Below are 18,297 nucleotides of genomic sequence, written 5' to 3'. Positions count from 1 at the left end.
GGGAGTGGTTTATAAGCGGATTTTTGAAATGCCCCTTCGAGTCTTCTGTTGAACAGCGAAGTATTTCGCGGAACGTCTTTGGGCGGCAAAGTAAACAGAAGCGGTGTAAACCGTTATCATGGAAGAGTTTGAGGCTTTCTTTAGCCTAAACAGAGTGGAACCGCGCTTAAAAGGCGTCTCTGTCAATATGACAGAGGCGTCTTTTTTTATACCATATAAATGGATATGAGTATAAAGTTTATCTCCTCGTATAGAGATTTAGGGGGATAAGTGGGGAGTTAAAGGAAGTTAGTTCGCTCGAAAAAGCAGCCCATAAAGGGGAGGGAACATCAATGTTTAAGAGGCTTCGGGAAGATATTGAAGTCGTTTTTGAACAGGATCCAGCGGCACGAAGTTATTTCGAAGTTATTTTGACTTACTCTGGATTACATGCAGTTTGGGCTCATCGAATTGCACATGCTTTTTATAAAAAGAATTTCTTCTTTATTGCACGTTGGATCTCGCAAGTTAGTCGTTTCTTTACTGGCATTGAGATTCATCCAGGGGCAACTATTGGTCGTCGTTTTTTCATCGACCATGGAATGGGGGTTGTAATTGGAGAAACGTGCGAAATTGGTGATAATGTAACAATTTATCAAGGAGTTACATTAGGTGGTACAGGTAAAGAAAAGGGAAAGAGGCACCCTACGATTCAAGATAATGTGTTAATTGCAACAGGTGCTAAAGTACTAGGTTCTATTACAGTTGGAGAGAATTCTAAAATTGGAGCAGGATCTGTCGTATTAAAAGAAGTTCCTGCGCATTCTACAGTTGTAGGTATACCTGGCCGAGTCGTTATTCAAAATGGAGTGAAGATTGGTCAAGAATTAAATCATTCTGATCTTCCAGACCCAATTTTTGATAAATTAAAAGTTATGGAAGCAGAACTTGATAAATTGAAAAAGCAACTTGAAGTAAAGGTAGAAAGGAAGGATAAAAATGACTATTCACATTTATAATACGTTAACACGTCAAAAGGAAGAGTTTATTCCATTAGAAGAAAATAAGGTAAAGATGTATGTGTGCGGACCTACAGTATATAACTACATTCACATTGGGAATGCAAGACCACCTATGGTGTTTGATACAGTACGTCGTTATTTAGAATATAAAGGGTATGATGTACAGTATGTATCTAACTTTACTGACGTAGATGATAAATTAATTAAGGCGGCAAATGAATTAGGCGAAGATGTGCCGACAATTGCAGATCGCTTTGTAGAAGCTTACTTTGAAGATGTAACAGCGTTAGGTTGCAAACATGCAACGGTTCATCCGCGTGTAACAGAAAATATGGATATTATCATTGAATTTATTCAAGAACTTGTGAATAAAGGGTACGCATATGAATCAGAAGGCGATGTGTATTTTAGAACGAAAGAATTCGAAGGCTACGGTAAATTATCGCATCAACCAATTGCAGATTTACGTCACGGTGCGCGTATTGAAGTAGGAGAAAAGAAACAAGATCCTCTTGATTTTGCTTTATGGAAAGCTGCGAAAGAGGGAGAAATCTTCTGGGAAAGCCCTTGGGGTAAAGGACGTCCAGGCTGGCATATTGAATGCTCAGCGATGGCACGTAAGTACTTAGGGGATACAATTGATATTCATGCTGGTGGTCAAGATTTAGCATTTCCTCATCATGAAAATGAAATTGCACAGTCAGAGGCATTAACAGGAAAAACATTTGCACGTTACTGGATGCATAATGGATATATTAATATTAATAATGAGAAGATGTCTAAGTCGCTTGGAAACTTCATTTTAGTTCACGATATTATTAAGCAATATGACCCGCAGTTAATTAGATTCTTTATGTTGTCAGTGCATTACCGTCATCCAATTAACTTCAGTGAAGAGTTATTACAAAGCACAAATAACGGGCTAGAAAGAATTAAAACAGCTTACGGTAACTTGAAGCATCGTATGGAAAGTAGCACAGATTTAACAGATCATAATGAGAAATGGCTAGCTGAAATGGAAAAGTTCCAAGCTGCATTCGAAGAAGCGATGGATGATGATTTCAACACGGCTAATGCGATTACTGAATTATATAATGTAGCAAATCACGCGAATCAATATTTACTGGAAGAACATACTTCTAAAGTTGTGATTGAGGCATATGTAAAACAACTTGAAACATTATTTGATATTTTAGGATTAGAATTAGCACAAGAAGAATTGCTTGATGAAGAAATCGAGGCACTTATCCAAAAGCGTATTGAAGCTCGTAAAAATCGTGATTTCGCATTATCGGATCAAATTCGCGATGATTTAAAAGAACGTAATATTATTTTAGAAGATACCGCTCAAGGTACAAGATGGAAAAGAGGATAAGAATGATTGATGCAAAGCAATTAAACAGCTTAGCGTTAGCATATATGGGTGATGCGGTATATGAACAATATATCCGCTATCACCTCCTTCAAAAAGGAAAAGTCCGCCCTAATCAATTACATCGATTAGGGACGAGCTTTGTTTCGGCAAAAGCACAGGCGAAAGTTGTTTATCATTTATTAGAGACCGCATTTTTGACAGAGGAAGAAGAGGCAGTATTAAGAAGAGGGCGTAATGCAAATTCCGGCACTGTTCCAAAGAATACGGATGTACAAACATACCGACATAGTACAGCCTTTGAAGCCCTAATTGGTTATCATCACTTGTTAAATAATCGTGAAAGATTAGATGAAATTGTATATAAAGCAATTGCTGTTTTAGAAGAAAAGGAAGGGGGCACATCATCATGAGTAGTGAATATATTATCGGACGTAACCCTGTAATTGAGGCGTTACGATCAGGGAGAGATATTAATAAAATTTGGGTCGCAGAAGGTGCTGCCAAAGGTCAGGTGCAAATTGTACTGGCATTAGCGAAAGAGAATAAAATTATTTTACAACATGCACCAAAGAAGAAGTTAGATCAATTAGTTGAGGGTAATCATCAAGGTGTAATTGCTCAAGTAGCTGCATATCAATATGCTGAGTTAGAAGATTTATTTAAGGTAGCAGAGAAGCGTAATGAAGATCCATTCTTCTTAATCTTAGATGAAATTGAAGATCCGCATAACCTAGGTTCTATTATGCGTACTGCTGATGCAACAGGAGCTCATGGGATTATTATTCCGAAAAGAAGAGCTGTAGGACTTACTGCATCAGTTGCAAAAGCATCGACTGGGGCAATTGAATACATTCCTGTTGCGCGCGTGACAAATTTATCTCGTACAATTGATGAATTAAAAGAACGTGGACTTTGGATTGCTGGTACAGATGCCAAAGGGAAAACGGATTATCGTAATTTAGATGGGAATATGCCAATTGGATTAGTAATTGGAAGTGAAGGAAAAGGTATGAGTCGTATTATTGGTGAAAAGTGTGATTTCCTGATCACTTTGCCAATGGTTGGAAAAGTTACATCCTTAAATGCTTCAGTAGCCGCAAGTCTGTTAATGTATGAGGTATATCGTAAACGTCACGAAATTGGTAAATAAAAAATGAACGATATTCTGATCGTTGATGGCTACAACATTATCGGAGCTTGGGGAGATTTGAAGAAACTGCGGGATGTAGATTTGCAATCATCAAGAGATGCACTCATTGATAAGATGGCGGATTATCAAGGTTATACAGGCACAAAGGTAATGATAGTCTTTGATGCCTATACAGTTCATGGTATTGAAAAAAAGATGAAACAATCGCGTGTGGAAGTAATATTCACGAGAAAGAATCAGACTGCGGATGAAAAGATAGAGCAACTTGCGATTGAACTTAGAAATATAAATACACAAATATATGTTGCGACTTCTGATTATACGGAGCAGTGGGTTATATTTGCACAAGGTGCTCTTCGGAAATCTGCACGTGAACTCGAGTTGGAAGTACAAGCGATGGAACAACAAGTGAGAAGACGTACAAAAGACACGAAAGAAAAGCAACCCGCCATGCGGAAGATATTTAGTAAAGATATTACAGAAAAATTAGAAAAATTAAGAAGAGGAGAGCGTTGAAGCATTGACGCTCTTTATCTTTTTACTGTATAATATTGCTAAATAAATAGCGGTCGGAGGGATCAAGGTGGAAGCAGGCTTCGTAAGTGTAGGCGACGTTACATTTCGTGATTTAGAGGATGAGGCAATCGTTGAGTTAGTTCGAAAAGGTAATACTGACGCTCTAGAATATTTGATTCACAAATATAAGAACTTTGTTCGCGCGAAATCAAGATCTTATTTCTTGGTGGGTGCCGATCGAGAAGATATTGTTCAAGAAGGTATGATTGGGTTGTTTAAAGCAATTCGTGATTATAAAGAGGACAAGCTGTCTTCATTCAAAGCATTTGCTGAACTGTGTATCACTCGACAAATTATTACCGCTATTAAAACAGCAACCAGGCAAAAACATATTCCATTAAATTCATATGTATCTTTAGATAAACCGATTTATGATGAGGAATCTGATCGAACATTATTAGACGTTATTTCGGAAGCAAAAGTAACTGATCCTGAGGAAATGATTATAAGTCAGGAAGAATATACAGACATAGAATCAAAAATATCTGAATTATTAAGCGATTTAGAAAGAAAGGTACTATCTCTATACTTAGATGGTCGTTCCTATCAAGAGATTTCAGAACAGTTAAACAGGCATGTGAAATCTATTGATAATGCGTTACAGCGTGTGAAAAGGAAATTGGAAAGGTATATGGAGATGAGAGAGAGTACAACCTTAAATTCATAACAAGTATCGCAGGTGTAAAGTAATTCACCTGTTTTCTTTTTGTAAAGAGAGTAAGAGTCATGACATTGACATTGTCTTTTGTTGTATGATACATTTTTAGGGACATAATGTTACAAGGTTGGTGTAACTAATGAGGAAAAAAGTTGTACTCTCATGTGAAGAGTGTAAAAATCGAAACTACTCTACGATGAAAGATACGAGCTCAGTAGAGCGACTTGAGATAAAGAAGTTTTGTAAAACATGCAATCAGCATACAGTTCACAAGGAAACAAAATAAATAATTGAAATACTAAATTGGAGGTCCCGTAGATGCGTTTAACGAACTTTTTCGGCGATGTAGGTCGCGAAATGAAAAAAGTAAGTTGGCCTAAAAAAGATGAATTACTCCGCTCAACAGCGACAGTTATTGCTACAGTTGTCTTCTTTGCGATTTTCTTCGCAGTAGTTGATATGGGCATTTCTTCTTTAATTCGGTTAATTCTTGGTTAATTCTTGAATAAGAAGCACTTATCCATGATATAATGTTATTTATAAGAACTGTGTAAAAGCCCGGTGAACGGGTTTTTTCATTTGCGCAAAAAAATGTACGTCAGGGAGGGAAGGACGCTCGTCCTAAATGAATGGAAAAAAGTTGGTATGTTGTCCATACTTATTCTGGATATGAAAATAAAGTAAAAGCAAACCTAGAGAAACGTGTAGAATCAATGGGTATGCAAGATAAAATTTTCCGTGTTGTTGTCCCGGAAGAAGTAGAAGTAGAAATGAAAAACGGTAAAGAAAAATTAATGAAAAGAAAAGTGTTCCCAGGTTATGTATTAGTAGAACTAATCATGACTGATGACTCTTGGTATGTTGTACGTAACACGCCGGGTGTAACTGGGTTCGTTGGTTCTTCTGGTTCTGGTTCTAAACCATCACCTCTATTAGAAGAGGAAGTTGTTACCATTATGAAGCATATGGGAATGGACAACGAAGTGGTTGATTTCGACTTTGAACTTCATGAGACAGTACGTGTAAATGAGGGACCATTCGCAGATTATACAGGTGCTATTGAAGAAATTGATGTGGAGAAGAAGAAGGTTAGCGTGCTTGTGGACATGTTTGGTCGCGAGACTCCAGTTGAACTTGACTTCCATCAAATTGAAAAATTATAAAATGAAACTTGAAATGAATTGTAAAAAGTGATAATATCTTTTAAGTCAGTACGTCTTCGTTATCGGAGACGTTTTTTGAAAGATTTTATCACTACGATAAAATATGACGTGGGAGGGCAAATCACTGTCCAATTGACCACATCACGGACTTAAGGAGGTGTGTCTCGTGGCTAAAAAGGTAATTAAAATGGTAAAGCTTCAAATTCCTGCAGGTAAAGCTAACCCAGCTCCACCAGTTGGTCCAGCATTAGGACAAGCAGGTGTTAACATCATGGGCTTCTGTAAAGAGTTCAACGCTCGTACAGCAGATCAAGCTGGTCTTATCATCCCTGTTGAAATTACGGTATTTGAGGACCGTTCATTCACTTTCATTACTAAAACTCCTCCTGCTGCTGTTCTTCTTAAGAAAGTAGCTGGTATTGAGTCTGGTTCTGGTGAACCAAACCGTAATAAAGTGGCAACTGTTAAGCGTGATAAAGTACGCGAAATCGCTGAAACTAAAATGCCTGACCTAAACGCTGCTAGCGTAGAAGCTGCAATGCGTATGGTTGAAGGTACTGCACGCAGTATGGGCATCGTTATCGAAGACTAATTCGATTTGTTTTTAAAAAAAGGTTGCGGGTCTGGAATTCCAATTCGCAACCTTTATTATCGTAAATGATTATCGTTTTTAAATAAATGGATGGCGCGCATCCTCAGGTTATACCTGAAAATAAGCGTAAACGTGGGAGGTTATTCCGCTAAAACCACATTCGAGGAGGAAATAAAAATGGCTAAAAGAGGTAAAAAGTACGTAGAAGCTGCGAAGCTTGTTGATCGTGCAGCTGCTTACTCTGCAACAGAAGCAGTAGAATTAGTAAAGAAAACAAACACAGCTAAATTTGATGCAACTGTAGAAGCTGCATTCCGTTTAGGTGTTGACCCTAAGAAAGCTGACCAACAAATCCGTGGTGCAGTTGTTCTTCCACACGGTACTGGTAAAGTACAACGTGTATTAGTATTCGCTAAAGGCGAAAAAGCTAAAGAAGCTGAAGCTGCTGGAGCTGACTTCGTAGGCGATGCTGATTACATCGGTAAAATCCAACAAGGTTGGTTCGATTTCGATGTAGTAGTAGCAACTCCTGACATGATGGGTGAAGTTGGTAAACTTGGTCGCGTATTAGGACCTAAAGGTTTAATGCCAAACCCTAAAACTGGAACAGTTACTTTCGATGTAACTAAAGCTGTTAACGAAATCAAAGCTGGTAAAGTTGAATACCGCGTTGATAAAGCTGGTAACATCCACGTTCCAATCGGTAAAGTATCTTTCGAAGATGCTAAATTAGTAGAAAACTTCAGAACAATTGCTGACACTTTACAAAAAGTTAAGCCAGCTGCTGCAAAAGGTACTTACATGAAGAACGTAACAGTTGCTTCTACAATGGGACCTGGCGTACGTGTAGACGTTTCTACATTAGCGTAAATTTTGGAAGTTGACTTCATAAAGAAGTTTTTATATAATCATTTATGTTGTGAATTTAATTAGTGTACCGTAGACAGTAGGTGTCAATAGACTTAATTTCCTACCTAGGTGTTAATATACGAAACGGAATTTTTTTCTGTGACTATATGCCTCCATGTCTACAAGTTGGGCATGGAGGTTTTTAGTGCACTTTCGGTACATCTTCTATATAATCTACAGGAGGTGTAATAACATGAGCAAAGTAATCGAAACTAAACAACAAGTTGTAACTGAAATCGCTGAAAAACTTCGCGAAAGTAAATCTACAATCGTTGTTGACTACCGTGGTTTAACAGTTTCTGAAGTAACAGAATTACGTAAAAACTTACGTGAAGCTGGCGTTGAGTTCAAAGTTTACAAAAACTCTTTAACTCGTCGTGCTGCAGAGTCTGCTGAAATGGCTGAGTTAAACGAATTCTTAACAGGACCAAACGCAATCGCGTTCAGTAACGAGGATGTAGTTGCTCCTGCGAAAGTATTAAACGACTTCGCTACAAAACATGAAGCTTTAGAAATTAAAGCTGGTGTAATCGAAGGTAAACTTGTAACACTTGATGAGGTTAAAGCTATCGCTACTCTTCCATCACGTGAAGGCTTACTTTCTATGCTTCTTAGCGTTCTTCAAGCTCCAATCCGTAACCTTGCACTTGCTACTAAAGCAGTTGCAGATCAAAAGGAAGAGCAAGGCGCTTAATTTTTTAAAAGATAATTACTTGTTATCTATAAAACAATACAAACCTATTTAAGGGAGGATATTTACAATGACTAAAGAACAAATCATTGAAGCAGTTAAATCTATGACTGTATTAGAACTTAACGACTTAGTAAAAGCTATCGAGGAAGAATTCGGCGTAACTGCTGCTGCTCCTGTAGCTGTAGCTGGTGGCGCTGGTGAAGCTGCTGCTGAGAAAACTGAATTTGACGTAGTACTTGCAAGTGCTGGCGCTCAAAAAATCAAAGTTATCAAAGCTGTACGTGAAATCACTGGTCTTGGCTTAAAAGAAGCTAAAGAATTAGTTGACAACACTCCAAAAGCAATCAAAGAAGGCGTTTCTAAAGAGGAAGCTGAAGAAATGAAAGCTAAACTTGAAGAAGTTGGCGCTGCTGTAGAAGTTAAGTAATTAACTTTTGATGCTTTAAAAAAAGCTCGCTCTCATGCGAGCTTTTTTTTTAACTGTAAAGAAAAGAGGTGGCCATATGGCAGACCATTATTTTTCTAACGACCCTTCTAGTAAAAGTGATCGTAAACGATGGGAATTTACCCTTCGTGGATCTCGATTTACTTTTTTATCTGACCATGGGGTGTTTTCGAAAAACGAGGTGGACTTTGGTTCTCGTCTTTTAATTGAAGCGTTTCAAATGCCGGATATTAAAGGTGATATATTAGACGTAGGTTGCGGATACGGTCCTATTGGTTTGTCGTTAGCGAAAGAGTTTCAAGGCTGTAACGTTCACATGGTGGATGTGAATGAAAGAGCGCTTGGGCTTGCGAAAGAAAACGCCGCTAATAACAGAATCGAGAATATACGTATTTTTCAAAGTAGCGTCTATGAAAATGTAGATGGCAAGTACGCTGCTATTCTATCTAATCCTCCAATTCGTGCAGGGAAAGACATCGTGCACGAGATTTTAGAAAAAGCTGTGGAGTATTTAGTTCCAGGTGGAGAACTGTGGATTGTTATTCAAAAGAAGCAAGGTGCACCATCTGCACTGAAGAAACTAGAAGAAGTGTTTTCTGAAGTTGAAGTTGTAGAAAAGAAAAAAGGATATTATATCATAAAATCAAAAAAACGTTGACGGTTATTTTTGGCTATGTTAACATTATACAATGCCAATATATGATTTTCTGCGTTGAGAAAGATGTATATTTTTGTTTCTCTTGGAAAAGATAGTAAAATCAGCAGATTATGAAACAGAATGATGGTTTTCTTATAGAAGCCATTTTTCTTTTTTGAGCAGGTAGAAAGACTCAACGTATTTATCTTTAAGAGAAAAAGACTACGCGAATAGCAGTAGTTGTATTTATTTGTGATTTTGCACAAATTTTTTTGTGCATTTATAATACTCATGATTTGAGGGGTGAAGCAGTTGACAGGTCAACTAGTTCAATACGGACGCCACCGCCAACGAAGAAGTTATGCCCGTATTAGTGAAGTATTAGAGTTACCAAATCTTATCGAAATTCAAACCTCTTCTTATCAGTGGTTTCTTGATGAGGGTTTGCGAGAAATGTTCCAAGACATTTCTCCGATTGAAGACTTTACGGGAAATCTATCGCTTGAATTTATCGACTACAGCTTAGGTGAACCTAAATACTCTGTAGACGAATGCAAAGAGCGTGATGTGACGTATGCAGCACCACTTCGTGTAAAAGTGCGTCTAATCAACAAGGAAACTGGTGAAGTAAAAGAACAAGATGTGTTCATGGGAGATTTCCCACTCATGACAGAGACTGGAACATTCGTAATTAACGGTGCAGAACGTGTTATCGTTTCCCAGTTAGTTCGCTCTCCAAGCGTATACTATAGTGGCAAAGTGGATAAAAACGGAAAACGTGGTTTTACTGCTACTGTAATTCCAAACCGCGGAGCTTGGTTAGAGTATGAGACAGATGCTAAGGATGTTGTATATGTGCGTATTGACCGTACGCGTAAACTTCCTGTAACTGTTTTGTTACGCGCATTAGGGTTTGGCTCTGATCAAGAAATCACCGAGCTTTTAGGTGATAACGAATACTTAAGCAACACATTAGAAAAAGACAACACAGATAGCACAGAAAAAGCATTGCTTGAAATTTACGAGCGTCTACGCCCTGGTGAACCACCAACAGTAGAAAATGCAAAGAGCTTACTTGTGTCTCGTTTCTTCGATCCAAAGCGCTACGATTTAGCAAATGTAGGTCGCTATAAGATCAACAAAAAGTTACACATTAAAAACAGATTGTTTAATCAACGTTTAGCTGAAACATTAGTGGATCCAGAAACTGGTGAAATTTTAGCGGCAGAAGGAACAATCTTAGATCGTCGTACACTTGATCGCATTTTACCTTACTTAGAGAAAAACATTGGATTCAAAACAGCGAAACCAATGGGTGGAGTGGTAGAAGGCGATGTTGAGCTGCAATCTATTAAGATTTATGCTCCTGAGTCAGAAGGCGAACGCGTAATTAATGTAATTGGTAATGCAAATATTACTCGTGATATCAAACACATCACACCAGGTGATATCCTTGCTTCTATCAGTTACTTCTTCAACCTACTATACAAAGTAGGGGATACAGATGATATTGACCACTTAGGAAACCGTCGTCTGCGTTCTGTTGGAGAATTATTACAAAATCAATTCCGTATCGGTCTTTCTCGTATGGAACGTGTTGTTCGTGAGAGAATGTCGATTCAAGATACAAATGCAATTACACCACAGGCACTAATTAATATTCGTCCTGTTATTGCATCTATTAAAGAGTTCTTCGGAAGTTCTCAGTTATCTCAGTTCATGGACCAAACAAACCCATTAGCAGAGTTAACTCACAAACGAAGACTATCTGCATTAGGACCCGGTGGTTTAACGCGTGAGCGCGCAGGCTTTGAAGTGCGTGACGTTCATTACTCTCACTATGGTCGTATGTGTCCGATTGAAACACCAGAGGGACCAAACATCGGTTTGATTAACTCGTTATCTTCGTTCGCGAAAGTAAATGAGTTTGGTTTCATTGAAACACCATACCGTCGTGTTGACCCAGAAACTGGTTTAGTAACAGGGCAGGTTGATTACTTAACGGCAGATGAAGAAGATAACTATGTTGTAGCCCAAGCGAATATGAAATTATCTGATGAAGGTGAATTCCTAAGTGAAGATATCGTAGCTCGTTTCCGTGGTGAAAACATTGTCACAAATAAAGAACGCATCGACTACATGGATGTATCTCCAAAACAAGTAGTGTCGGCAGCGACAGCTTGTATTCCGTTCTTAGAAAACGATGACTCTAACCGCGCACTTATGGGAGCGAACATGCAACGTCAGGCGGTTCCGTTAATGAATCCGGAATCTCCGATTGTAGGTACAGGTATGGAGTACGTATCAGCAAAAGACTCAGGTGCTGCAGTAATCTGTAAACACCCTGGTGTTGTTGAACGCGTAGAAGCACGTGAAGTTTGGGTACGTCGTTATGTAGAAGTTGACGGTCAAACAGTAAAAGGCGACTTAGATCGCTACAAAATGCAAAAATTCATTCGTTCTAACCAAGGAACTTGCTACAACCAACGTCCAATCGTAAGTGTCGGAAATGAAGTTGTAAAAGGTGAAATCCTTGCGGATGGTCCTTCTATGGAATTAGGTGAACTAGCACTTGGACGTAACGTGCTTGTTGGCTTCATGACTTGGGACGGTTATAACTACGAGGATGCGATCATTATGAGTGAGCGCCTTGTAAAAGATGATGTGTACACTTCTATTCATATTGAAGAATATGAGTCAGAAGCTCGTGATACGAAGCTTGGACCAGAAGAAATTACACGTGACATTCCAAACGTTGGGGAAGATGCATTGCGCAACCTTGACGAGCGCGGTATCATTCGCGTTGGTGCTGAAGTAAAAGATGGAGACTTACTTGTTGGTAAAGTAACACCTAAAGGTGTAACAGAATTAACAGCTGAAGAACGTCTATTACACGCTATCTTTGGGGAAAAAGCACGTGAAGTACGTGATACATCACTACGTGTACCACACGGTGGTGGCGGTATTATCTTAGACGTAAAAGTATTCAACCGTGAAGATGGCGATGAATTGCCACCAGGCGTGAATCAACTTGTACGTGCATATATCGTTCAAAAACGTAAAATTTCTGAAGGTGACAAGATGGCCGGACGTCACGGTAACAAAGGTGTTATCTCTCGTATTTTACCAGAAGAAGATATGCCTTACTTACCAGACGGTACGCCAATCGATATCATGTTAAACCCATTAGGGGTACCATCTCGTATGAATATCGGTCAGGTATTAGAGCTTCATCTTGGTATGGCAGCAAGATACCTTGGTATTCACATTGCAACACCAGTATTCGATGGTGCTCGTGAGGAAGATGTTTGGGGCACGATTGAAGAAGCTGGTATGGCAAATGACGCGAAAACAATCCTGTATGACGGACGTACTGGTGAACCATTCGATAACCGTGTATCTGTTGGTGTCATGTATATGATCAAACTTGCGCACATGGTTGACGATAAACTTCATGCTCGTTCTACTGGACCATACTCACTTGTAACGCAGCAACCTCTTGGAGGTAAAGCTCAGTTCGGTGGACAGCGTTTCGGTGAGATGGAGGTTTGGGCACTTGAAGCTTACGGTGCTGCTTATACTCTTCAAGAAATCTTAACTGTGAAGTCTGATGACGTTGTTGGACGTGTTAAGACGTATGAAGCAATTGTTAAAGGCGAAAATGTTCCAGAACCAGGAGTTCCAGAATCATTCAAAGTATTGATTAAAGAGCTTCAAAGTTTAGGTATGGACGTTAAAATGATGTCTAGCGACGATACAGAAATTGAAATGCGTGATACGGAAGATGATGATGATCATCAATCAGCAGATAAATTGAATGTTGAAGTTGAGACAACTAAGGAATAATTGGGATAACCTGTAGACTAAAAGGGAGGTAGGCCCCTTGATAGATGTAAATAACTTTGAATATATGAAGATTGGACTTGCTTCACCTGACAAGATTCGTTCTTGGTCATACGGTGAAGTTAAGAAACCAGAAACTATTAACTATCGTACGTTAAAGCCTGAAAAAGATGGCTTGTTCTGTGAGCGTATTTTCGGACCACAAAAGGACTGGGAATGTCATTGCGGAAAATACAAACGTGTACGTTATAAAGGTGTAGTTTGTGATCGATGTGGCGTTGAAGTAACGCGTGCAAAAGTTCGTCGTGAACGTATGGGTCATATCGAATTAGCTGCTCCTGTATCTCATATTTGGTATTTCAAAGGTATCCCGAGCCGCATGGGACTTGTCTTAGACATGTCCCCTCGCGCGCTTGAAGAAGTAATTTATTTCGCTTCTTATGTTGTAACAGAAAGTGGAGATACACCACTTGATAAGAAGCAATTACTTTCTGAAAAAGAATACCGTGCATATCGTGACCGATATGGTAGCACATTCCAAGCTGCTATGGGTGCAGAAGCGATTAAAAAACTACTACAAGATATCGATTTAGATAAAGAAGTAGACTTCTTAAAAGAAGAATTAAAAACAGCACAAGGACAACGCCGTACTCGTGCTATTAAACGTCTAGAAGTATTAGAAGCATTCCGTAACTCTGGAAATGAACCATCTTGGATGATCTTAGATGTTCTACCAGTTATCCCACCAGAACTTCGCCCAATGGTACAGTTAGATGGTGGACGTTTTGCTACTTCTGACTTAAACGACTTATACCGTCGTGTAATTAACCGTAACAACCGTTTAAAACGTCTATTGGACTTAGGTGCACCAAGCATCATCGTTCAAAACGAAAAACGTATGTTACAAGAAGCTGTAGACGCATTAATCGATAATGGTCGTCGTGGCCGTCCGGTAACTGGACCAGGTAACCGTCCATTAAAATCACTATCTCACATGCTTAAAGGTAAACAAGGACGTTTCCGTCAAAACCTATTAGGTAAACGTGTTGACTACTCTGGCCGTTCTGTAATCGTTGTAGGACCGAACTTAAAGATGTACCAATGTGGATTACCGAAAGAAATGGCGCTTGAACTGTTCAAGCCTTTCGTTATGAAAGAGTTAGTTGAAAAAGGATTAGCACACAACATTAAGAGTGCGAAACGTAAAATCGAGCGTGTACAACCTGAAGTTTGGGACGTTTTAGAGTCTGTGATCAAAGAGCATCCGGTACTTCTAAACCGCGCACCAACACTTCACCGTCTTGGTATCCAGGCGTTTGAACCTACATTAGTAGAAGGTCGCGCAATCCGTCTTCACCCACTTGTATGTACTGCATACAACGCGGACTTTGACGGTGACCAAATGGCCGTTCACGTACCTTTATCATCAGAAGCACAAGCTGAAGCTCGTCTTCTTATGTTAGCGGCACAAAACATCTTGAACCCGAAAGACGGTAAACCAGTTGTTACTCCATCTCAGGATATGGTATTAGGTAACTACTACTTAACACTTGAGCGTGAAGGCGCAATCGGTGAAGGTATGGTCTTCAAAGATGCAAACGAAGCAATACTTGCATATCAAAATGGATATGTACATCTGCACACACGTGTTGCAGTTGCTGCAAGCTCAGTAAATAATGTAACGTTTACTGAAGAGCAAAAGAGTAAGCTTCTATTAACAACAGTTGGTAAATTAATATTCAACGAAATCTTACCAGAGTCGTTCCCTTATATTAATGAGCCAACAAACTCAAACCTTGAAAAAGAAACACCAGCGAAATATTTCGTTGAAAAAGGTGCGAACATTAAAGAAATTATTGCTAGTCGCGAAGAAGTGGCACCATTTAGCAAGAAGATCCTTGGTAACATCATTGCGGAAGTGTTCAAACGTTTCCAAATTACAGAAACGTCTCGCATGCTTGACCGTATGAAAAACTTAGGATTTAAGTACTCTACAAAAGCTGGTATTACAGTTGGGGTATCTGACATTCTTGTATTAGGTGAAAAAGATGAAATTCTCCACGAAGCACAAGCAAAAGTAGATAATGTAATTAAACAATTCCGTCGCGGTTTAATCACGGAAGAAGAACGTTACGATCGCGTTATCTCTATTTGGAGTAATGCAAAAGATGTTATCCAAGGAAAACTGATGAAGTCCTTGAATAAACGCAACCCGATCTTCATGATGAGTGATTCCGGTGCCCGTGGTAACGCATCGAACTTTACTCAGCTTGCTGGTATGCGTGGTCTGATGGCCAATCCATCTGGTCGTATCATCGAACTTCCGATCAAATCAAGTTTCCGTGAAGGTTTAACAGTACTTGAGTACTTCATTTCTACGCATGGTGCGCGTAAAGGTCTTGCCGATACAGCACTTAAAACTGCCGATTCTGGTTACTTAACACGTCGTCTAGTTGACGTTGCACAAGATGTAATCGTTCGTGAAGATGATTGTGGAACAGATCGTGGTTTACTAATCGGTGCGATTAAAGAGGGTAATGAAGTTATTGAGTCGTTATATGATCGTCTTGTTGGACGTTTTGCAAGAAAAACTGTAAAACATCCTGAAACAGGTGAAGTATTAGTTGGTGAAAATCAATTAATTACTGAAGATATCGCTCATATCGTTGAAAATTCGGGTGTTGAAACTGTAAACATTCGTTCAGCGTTTACGTGTAACACTCGCCATGGTGTATGTAAGAAGTGTTACGGTCGTAACTTAGCAACTGGAACAGACGTAGAAGTAGGAGAAGCGGTAGGTATTATCGCAGCTCAATCTATCGGTGAGCCAGGTACACAGTTAACGATGCGTACGTTCCATACAGGTGGGGTTGCCGGAGATGATATCACTCAAGGTTTACCTCGTATCCAAGAGATCTTCGAAGCTCGTAATCCGAAAGGTCAGGCAGTTATCAGTGAAATCGACGGTGTTATCGCAGCGATCAACGATGTTAAAGATCGTCAAGAAGTAGTTGTACAGGGTGAAGTAGAAGCTCGTACGTATGCTATTCCTTACGGTGCTCGTCTGAAAGTAACTCTAGGACAGCCAATTAGCCACGGTAAAGAGTTAACAGAAGGTTCTATTGATCCGAAAGAATTACTAAAAGTAACGGACATTACAGCAGTACAAGAATACTTATTACGTGAAGTTCAAAAAGTATACCGTATGCAAGGGGTAGAAATTGGTGACAAACACGTAGAAGTAATGGTACGTCAGATGCTACGTAAAGTTCGTGTAAGTGATGCAGGTGAAACAGATGTATTACCAGGAACGTTACTAGATATCCATCAGTTTACTGATGCGAATGCGAAGGTGTTACTGAAAGGTAAACAACCAGCAACAGCTAGACCTGTTCTACTTGGTATTACAAAAGCTTCACTTGAAACAGATTCATTCTTATCTGCAGCATCGTTCCAAGAAACAACTCGTGTCTTAACTGATGCAGCAATTAAAGGTAAACGCGATGAACTTCTAGGATTGAAAGAAAATGTTATTATCGGTAAACTTGTTCCTGCTGGAACAGGTATGAATCGTTATCGCAAAGTGGATCTTGTAAAAACAACACAAGATGACATGAATGTAGAGAACGATGAAGTTTATGTGGAACAGTAAAATTTTCCGTCGTAAATTTTGTATAAAAACAGTTAATCCTAGTTGACATTGTATGAGTCAAAATGTTACTATAAGCAAGGTTGCTCCTGAACGATGCTTTGGAGGATATTTATATGTCTTATCAAAAAGTGTCAAATGCTGAAAATGTAGTCGTTGGTCATAAACGTACATTGGAAGCAATCAAAAACGGTATAGTTAAAGAAGTTGTTATTGCAGAAGATGCTGATATGCGGTTAACCCATATTATCACTCGTACTGCTCTGCAACATAACATACCCATAACAAAAGTTGAATCAGTTCGTAAACTTGGAAAAGTTTCGGGGATTCAAGTAGGAGCTTCAGCAATAGGAATAATAAGTTAAAACTGTTTTTGTGAGGAGAGAGCATTTGCTCTCCCTTGCAAAAACTTTGTTTTCAACTAATAATGAACCACCTGGATATGTGGTCATACAAACATGCGAAGGGAGGATAATCAAATGCCTACTATTAACCAATTAGTGAGAAATGGTCGTACTGATAAAGTATGGAAATCTAAATCACCTGCGTTAAACAAAGGGTTCAACTCTTTAAAGAAAAAATCAACTGATATCTCTGCACCTCAAAAACGTGGTGTATGTACTCGTGTTGGTACAATGACTCCAAAGAAACCTAACTCAGCGTTACGTAAATACGCTCGTGTACGTTTAACAAACGGTATCGAGGTTACAGCTTACATCCCAGGTATCGGTCATAACCTACAAGAGCATAGCGTAGTATTAATTCGCGGTGGTCGTGTAAAGGATTTACCGGGGGTACGTTACCACATCGTTCGTGGTGCGCTTGACACAGCTGGTGTTGACAAACGTATGCAAGGACGTTCTAAATATGGTACTAAGAGACCAAAACCTGCTAAAAAATAATAACTTTAAAATGAAAGGAGGAACTCAATATGCCTCGTAAAGGACCTGTTGCAAAACGTGACGTGTTACCAGATCCAATGTACAATTCGAAACTTGTAACACGCCTAATCAACAAAATGATGGTTGACGGTAAAAAAGGTAAATCTCAAACAATTCTTTATAACGCTTTCGATATCGTTCGTGAACGTTCAGATAAAGAACCAATGGAAGTATTCGAGCAAGCTCTTAAGAACATCATGCCTGTTCTTGAAGTACGTGCTCGTCGTGTTGGTGGTGCTAACTACCAAGTTCCAGTTGAGGTTCGTCCAGAACGCCGTACAACTTTAGGTCTTCGCTGGTTAGTAAACTATGCTCGTCTTCGTGGTGAAAAAACTATGGAAGAGCGTCTAGCTTACGAAATCTTAGATGCAGCTAACAACGCTGGTGCATCTGTTAAGAAACGTGAAGACACTCATAAAATGGCAGAAGCTAACAAAGCATTTGCTCATTACCGTTGGTAGGATTCAACGTAAAATAAATGTAAGCATAAACCGCTTTATTTGTCGCTTATGGAAGTGTGGAGAGGGAGAATGCCTCTCCCTTTCGTTGGGCGCTCGTTTTACATAATGAGGGTACTGGACATACTGACATGTGTAACAATATAAAGTGGCTTTTTTGCTACTTAAAATAAAAAATCCAATCCATATATGGAAGGAGCAAGACA

The 18,297-nt window shown here is 39.2% G+C and carries 19 protein-coding genes and 2 other annotated features (1 of these 21 cut by a window edge); all 19 genes read left to right on the top strand.

All coding sequences use genetic code 11. From position 1 onward, the window contains the following. Positions 1-184: a binding site (T-box leader), on the top strand (it extends 64 nt beyond the left edge of the window). A 148-nt stretch (positions 185-332) separates the two neighbouring features. The 19 genes from cysE to rpsG all read left to right on the top strand — a co-directional run bounded on the left by cysE (position 333) and on the right by rpsG (position 18,094). Continuing rightward, positions 333-998: a serine O-acetyltransferase gene (gene cysE / locus EUC40_RS25355; RefSeq protein ID WP_000476499.1), complete on the top strand. Its 666-nt coding sequence runs from the start codon at positions 333-335 to the stop codon at positions 996-998. After that, positions 979-2,376, top strand: a complete 1,398-nt coding sequence (gene cysS / locus EUC40_RS25350; protein ID WP_071711515.1) for a cysteine--tRNA ligase — start codon at positions 979-981, stop codon at positions 2,374-2,376. Before cysE ends, cysS begins: the two co-directional genes overlap by 20 nt. A gap of 2 nt (positions 2,377-2,378) precedes the next feature. Beyond that, complete coding sequence (locus tag EUC40_RS25345) at positions 2,379-2,786, top strand: Mini-ribonuclease 3 (protein ID WP_000564261.1); 408 nt, start codon at positions 2,379-2,381, stop codon at positions 2,784-2,786. Continuing rightward, on the top strand, positions 2,783-3,526 hold the full coding sequence (gene rlmB / locus EUC40_RS25340; RefSeq protein WP_000093767.1) for a 23S rRNA (guanosine(2251)-2'-O)-methyltransferase RlmB: 744 nt from the start codon (positions 2,783-2,785) through the stop codon (positions 3,524-3,526). The genes EUC40_RS25345 and rlmB overlap by 4 nt, the downstream gene beginning before the upstream one ends. 3 nt (positions 3,527-3,529) lie before the next feature. Then, entirely contained in the window at positions 3,530-4,042 is a 513-nt protein-coding gene (locus EUC40_RS25335; RefSeq protein ID WP_000997881.1) for an NYN domain-containing protein, read from the top strand. A gap of 67 nt (positions 4,043-4,109) precedes the next feature. Further along, positions 4,110-4,769 carry an RNA polymerase factor sigma-70 gene (locus tag EUC40_RS25330; RefSeq protein WP_000387198.1) on the top strand — a complete coding sequence of 220 codons (660 nt, stop codon included), beginning with the start codon at positions 4,110-4,112 and terminating at the stop codon, positions 4,767-4,769. Positions 4,770-4,899: 130 nt separating this feature from the next. Then, positions 4,900-5,046: a 50S ribosomal protein L33 gene (gene rpmG, locus EUC40_RS25325; protein WP_002070160.1), complete on the top strand. Its 147-nt coding sequence runs from the start codon at positions 4,900-4,902 to the stop codon at positions 5,044-5,046. Between the two features lie 32 nt (positions 5,047-5,078). After that, positions 5,079-5,258: a preprotein translocase subunit SecE gene (gene secE, locus EUC40_RS25320; protein WP_001241321.1), complete on the top strand. Its 180-nt coding sequence runs from the start codon at positions 5,079-5,081 to the stop codon at positions 5,256-5,258. Positions 5,259-5,389: 131 nt separating this feature from the next. Continuing rightward, positions 5,390-5,923: a transcription termination/antitermination protein NusG gene (gene nusG / locus EUC40_RS25315; protein WP_000415794.1), complete on the top strand. Its 534-nt coding sequence runs from the start codon at positions 5,390-5,392 to the stop codon at positions 5,921-5,923. Between the two features lie 166 nt (positions 5,924-6,089). After that, the gene (rplK, locus tag EUC40_RS25310) at positions 6,090-6,515 is read left to right on the top strand and encodes a 50S ribosomal protein L11 (protein WP_001085872.1); all 426 of its coding nucleotides are present in this window, start codon (positions 6,090-6,092) and stop codon (positions 6,513-6,515) included. A 177-nt stretch (positions 6,516-6,692) separates the two neighbouring features. Beyond that, entirely contained in the window at positions 6,693-7,385 is a 693-nt protein-coding gene (gene rplA, locus EUC40_RS25305) for a 50S ribosomal protein L1 (protein ID WP_002020168.1), read from the top strand. Positions 7,386-7,434: 49 nt separating this feature from the next. Further along, positions 7,435-7,578: a sequence feature (ribosomal protein L10 leader region), on the top strand. Positions 7,579-7,617: 39 nt separating this feature from the next. Next, on the top strand, positions 7,618-8,118 hold the full coding sequence (gene rplJ, locus EUC40_RS25300) for a 50S ribosomal protein L10 (protein WP_000048723.1): 501 nt from the start codon (positions 7,618-7,620) through the stop codon (positions 8,116-8,118). 67 nt (positions 8,119-8,185) lie between these two features. Then, positions 8,186-8,545, top strand: coding sequence for a 50S ribosomal protein L7/L12 (rplL, locus tag EUC40_RS25295; RefSeq protein ID WP_000159737.1), 360 nt, complete (start codon positions 8,186-8,188; stop codon positions 8,543-8,545). Between the two features lie 76 nt (positions 8,546-8,621). Beyond that, on the top strand, positions 8,622-9,221 hold the full coding sequence (locus EUC40_RS25290; RefSeq protein ID WP_000763285.1) for a class I SAM-dependent methyltransferase: 600 nt from the start codon (positions 8,622-8,624) through the stop codon (positions 9,219-9,221). 291 nt (positions 9,222-9,512) lie between these two features. Next, complete coding sequence (gene rpoB / locus EUC40_RS25285; protein ID WP_149176124.1) at positions 9,513-13,046, top strand: DNA-directed RNA polymerase subunit beta; 3,534 nt, start codon at positions 9,513-9,515, stop codon at positions 13,044-13,046. A gap of 37 nt (positions 13,047-13,083) precedes the next feature. Beyond that, positions 13,084-16,695: a DNA-directed RNA polymerase subunit beta' gene (rpoC, locus tag EUC40_RS25280; protein ID WP_000567935.1), complete on the top strand. Its 3,612-nt coding sequence runs from the start codon at positions 13,084-13,086 to the stop codon at positions 16,693-16,695. A gap of 113 nt (positions 16,696-16,808) precedes the next feature. Further along, a complete protein-coding gene (locus tag EUC40_RS25275) occupies positions 16,809-17,057 on the top strand; it encodes a 50S ribosomal protein L7ae-like protein (RefSeq protein WP_000121827.1) in 249 nt (82 codons plus the stop codon). Positions 17,058-17,171: 114 nt separating this feature from the next. Further along, complete coding sequence (gene rpsL / locus EUC40_RS25270) at positions 17,172-17,594, top strand: 30S ribosomal protein S12 (protein WP_001142341.1); 423 nt, start codon at positions 17,172-17,174, stop codon at positions 17,592-17,594. A gap of 29 nt (positions 17,595-17,623) precedes the next feature. After that, a complete protein-coding gene (gene rpsG / locus EUC40_RS25265; RefSeq protein WP_001137492.1) occupies positions 17,624-18,094 on the top strand; it encodes a 30S ribosomal protein S7 in 471 nt (156 codons plus the stop codon). The last annotated feature ends 203 nt before the right edge of the window (positions 18,095-18,297 follow it).

The organism is Bacillus luti (assembly GCF_009739945.1).
GTDB classification, from domain to species: Bacteria; Bacillota; Bacilli; order Bacillales; family Bacillaceae_G; genus Bacillus_A; species Bacillus_A luti.
Note: the sequence above shows the minus strand (reverse complement) of the source record. Positions and strands in the feature narration are given on the sequence as shown.

Excerpts from the sequence above, each read along its gene's own strand:
- cysS (WP_071711515.1), top strand. The coding sequence starts at position 979 with ATGACTATTCACATTTATAATACGTTAACACGTCAAAAGGAAGAGTTT.
- rlmB (WP_000093767.1), top strand. The coding sequence starts at position 2,783 with ATGAGTAGTGAATATATTATCGGACGTAACCCTGTAATTGAGGCGTTA.
- EUC40_RS25345 (WP_000564261.1), top strand. The coding sequence starts at position 2,379 with ATGATTGATGCAAAGCAATTAAACAGCTTAGCGTTAGCATATATGGGT.
- rplA (WP_002020168.1), top strand. The coding sequence starts at position 6,693 with ATGGCTAAAAGAGGTAAAAAGTACGTAGAAGCTGCGAAGCTTGTTGAT.
- EUC40_RS25275 (WP_000121827.1), top strand. The coding sequence starts at position 16,809 with ATGTCTTATCAAAAAGTGTCAAATGCTGAAAATGTAGTCGTTGGTCAT.
- rpsG (WP_001137492.1), top strand. The coding sequence starts at position 17,624 with ATGCCTCGTAAAGGACCTGTTGCAAAACGTGACGTGTTACCAGATCCA.
- cysE (WP_000476499.1), top strand. The coding sequence starts at position 333 with ATGTTTAAGAGGCTTCGGGAAGATATTGAAGTCGTTTTTGAACAGGAT.
- rplL (WP_000159737.1), top strand. The coding sequence starts at position 8,186 with ATGACTAAAGAACAAATCATTGAAGCAGTTAAATCTATGACTGTATTA.
- secE (WP_001241321.1), top strand. The coding sequence starts at position 5,079 with ATGCGTTTAACGAACTTTTTCGGCGATGTAGGTCGCGAAATGAAAAAA.
- nusG (WP_000415794.1), top strand. The coding sequence starts at position 5,390 with ATGGAAAAAAGTTGGTATGTTGTCCATACTTATTCTGGATATGAAAAT.
- EUC40_RS25290 (WP_000763285.1), top strand. The coding sequence starts at position 8,622 with ATGGCAGACCATTATTTTTCTAACGACCCTTCTAGTAAAAGTGATCGT.
- rpsL (WP_001142341.1), top strand. The coding sequence starts at position 17,172 with ATGCCTACTATTAACCAATTAGTGAGAAATGGTCGTACTGATAAAGTA.
- EUC40_RS25335 (WP_000997881.1), top strand. The coding sequence starts at position 3,530 with ATGAACGATATTCTGATCGTTGATGGCTACAACATTATCGGAGCTTGG.
- rplJ (WP_000048723.1), top strand. The coding sequence starts at position 7,618 with ATGAGCAAAGTAATCGAAACTAAACAACAAGTTGTAACTGAAATCGCT.
- rpmG (WP_002070160.1), top strand. The coding sequence starts at position 4,900 with ATGAGGAAAAAAGTTGTACTCTCATGTGAAGAGTGTAAAAATCGAAAC.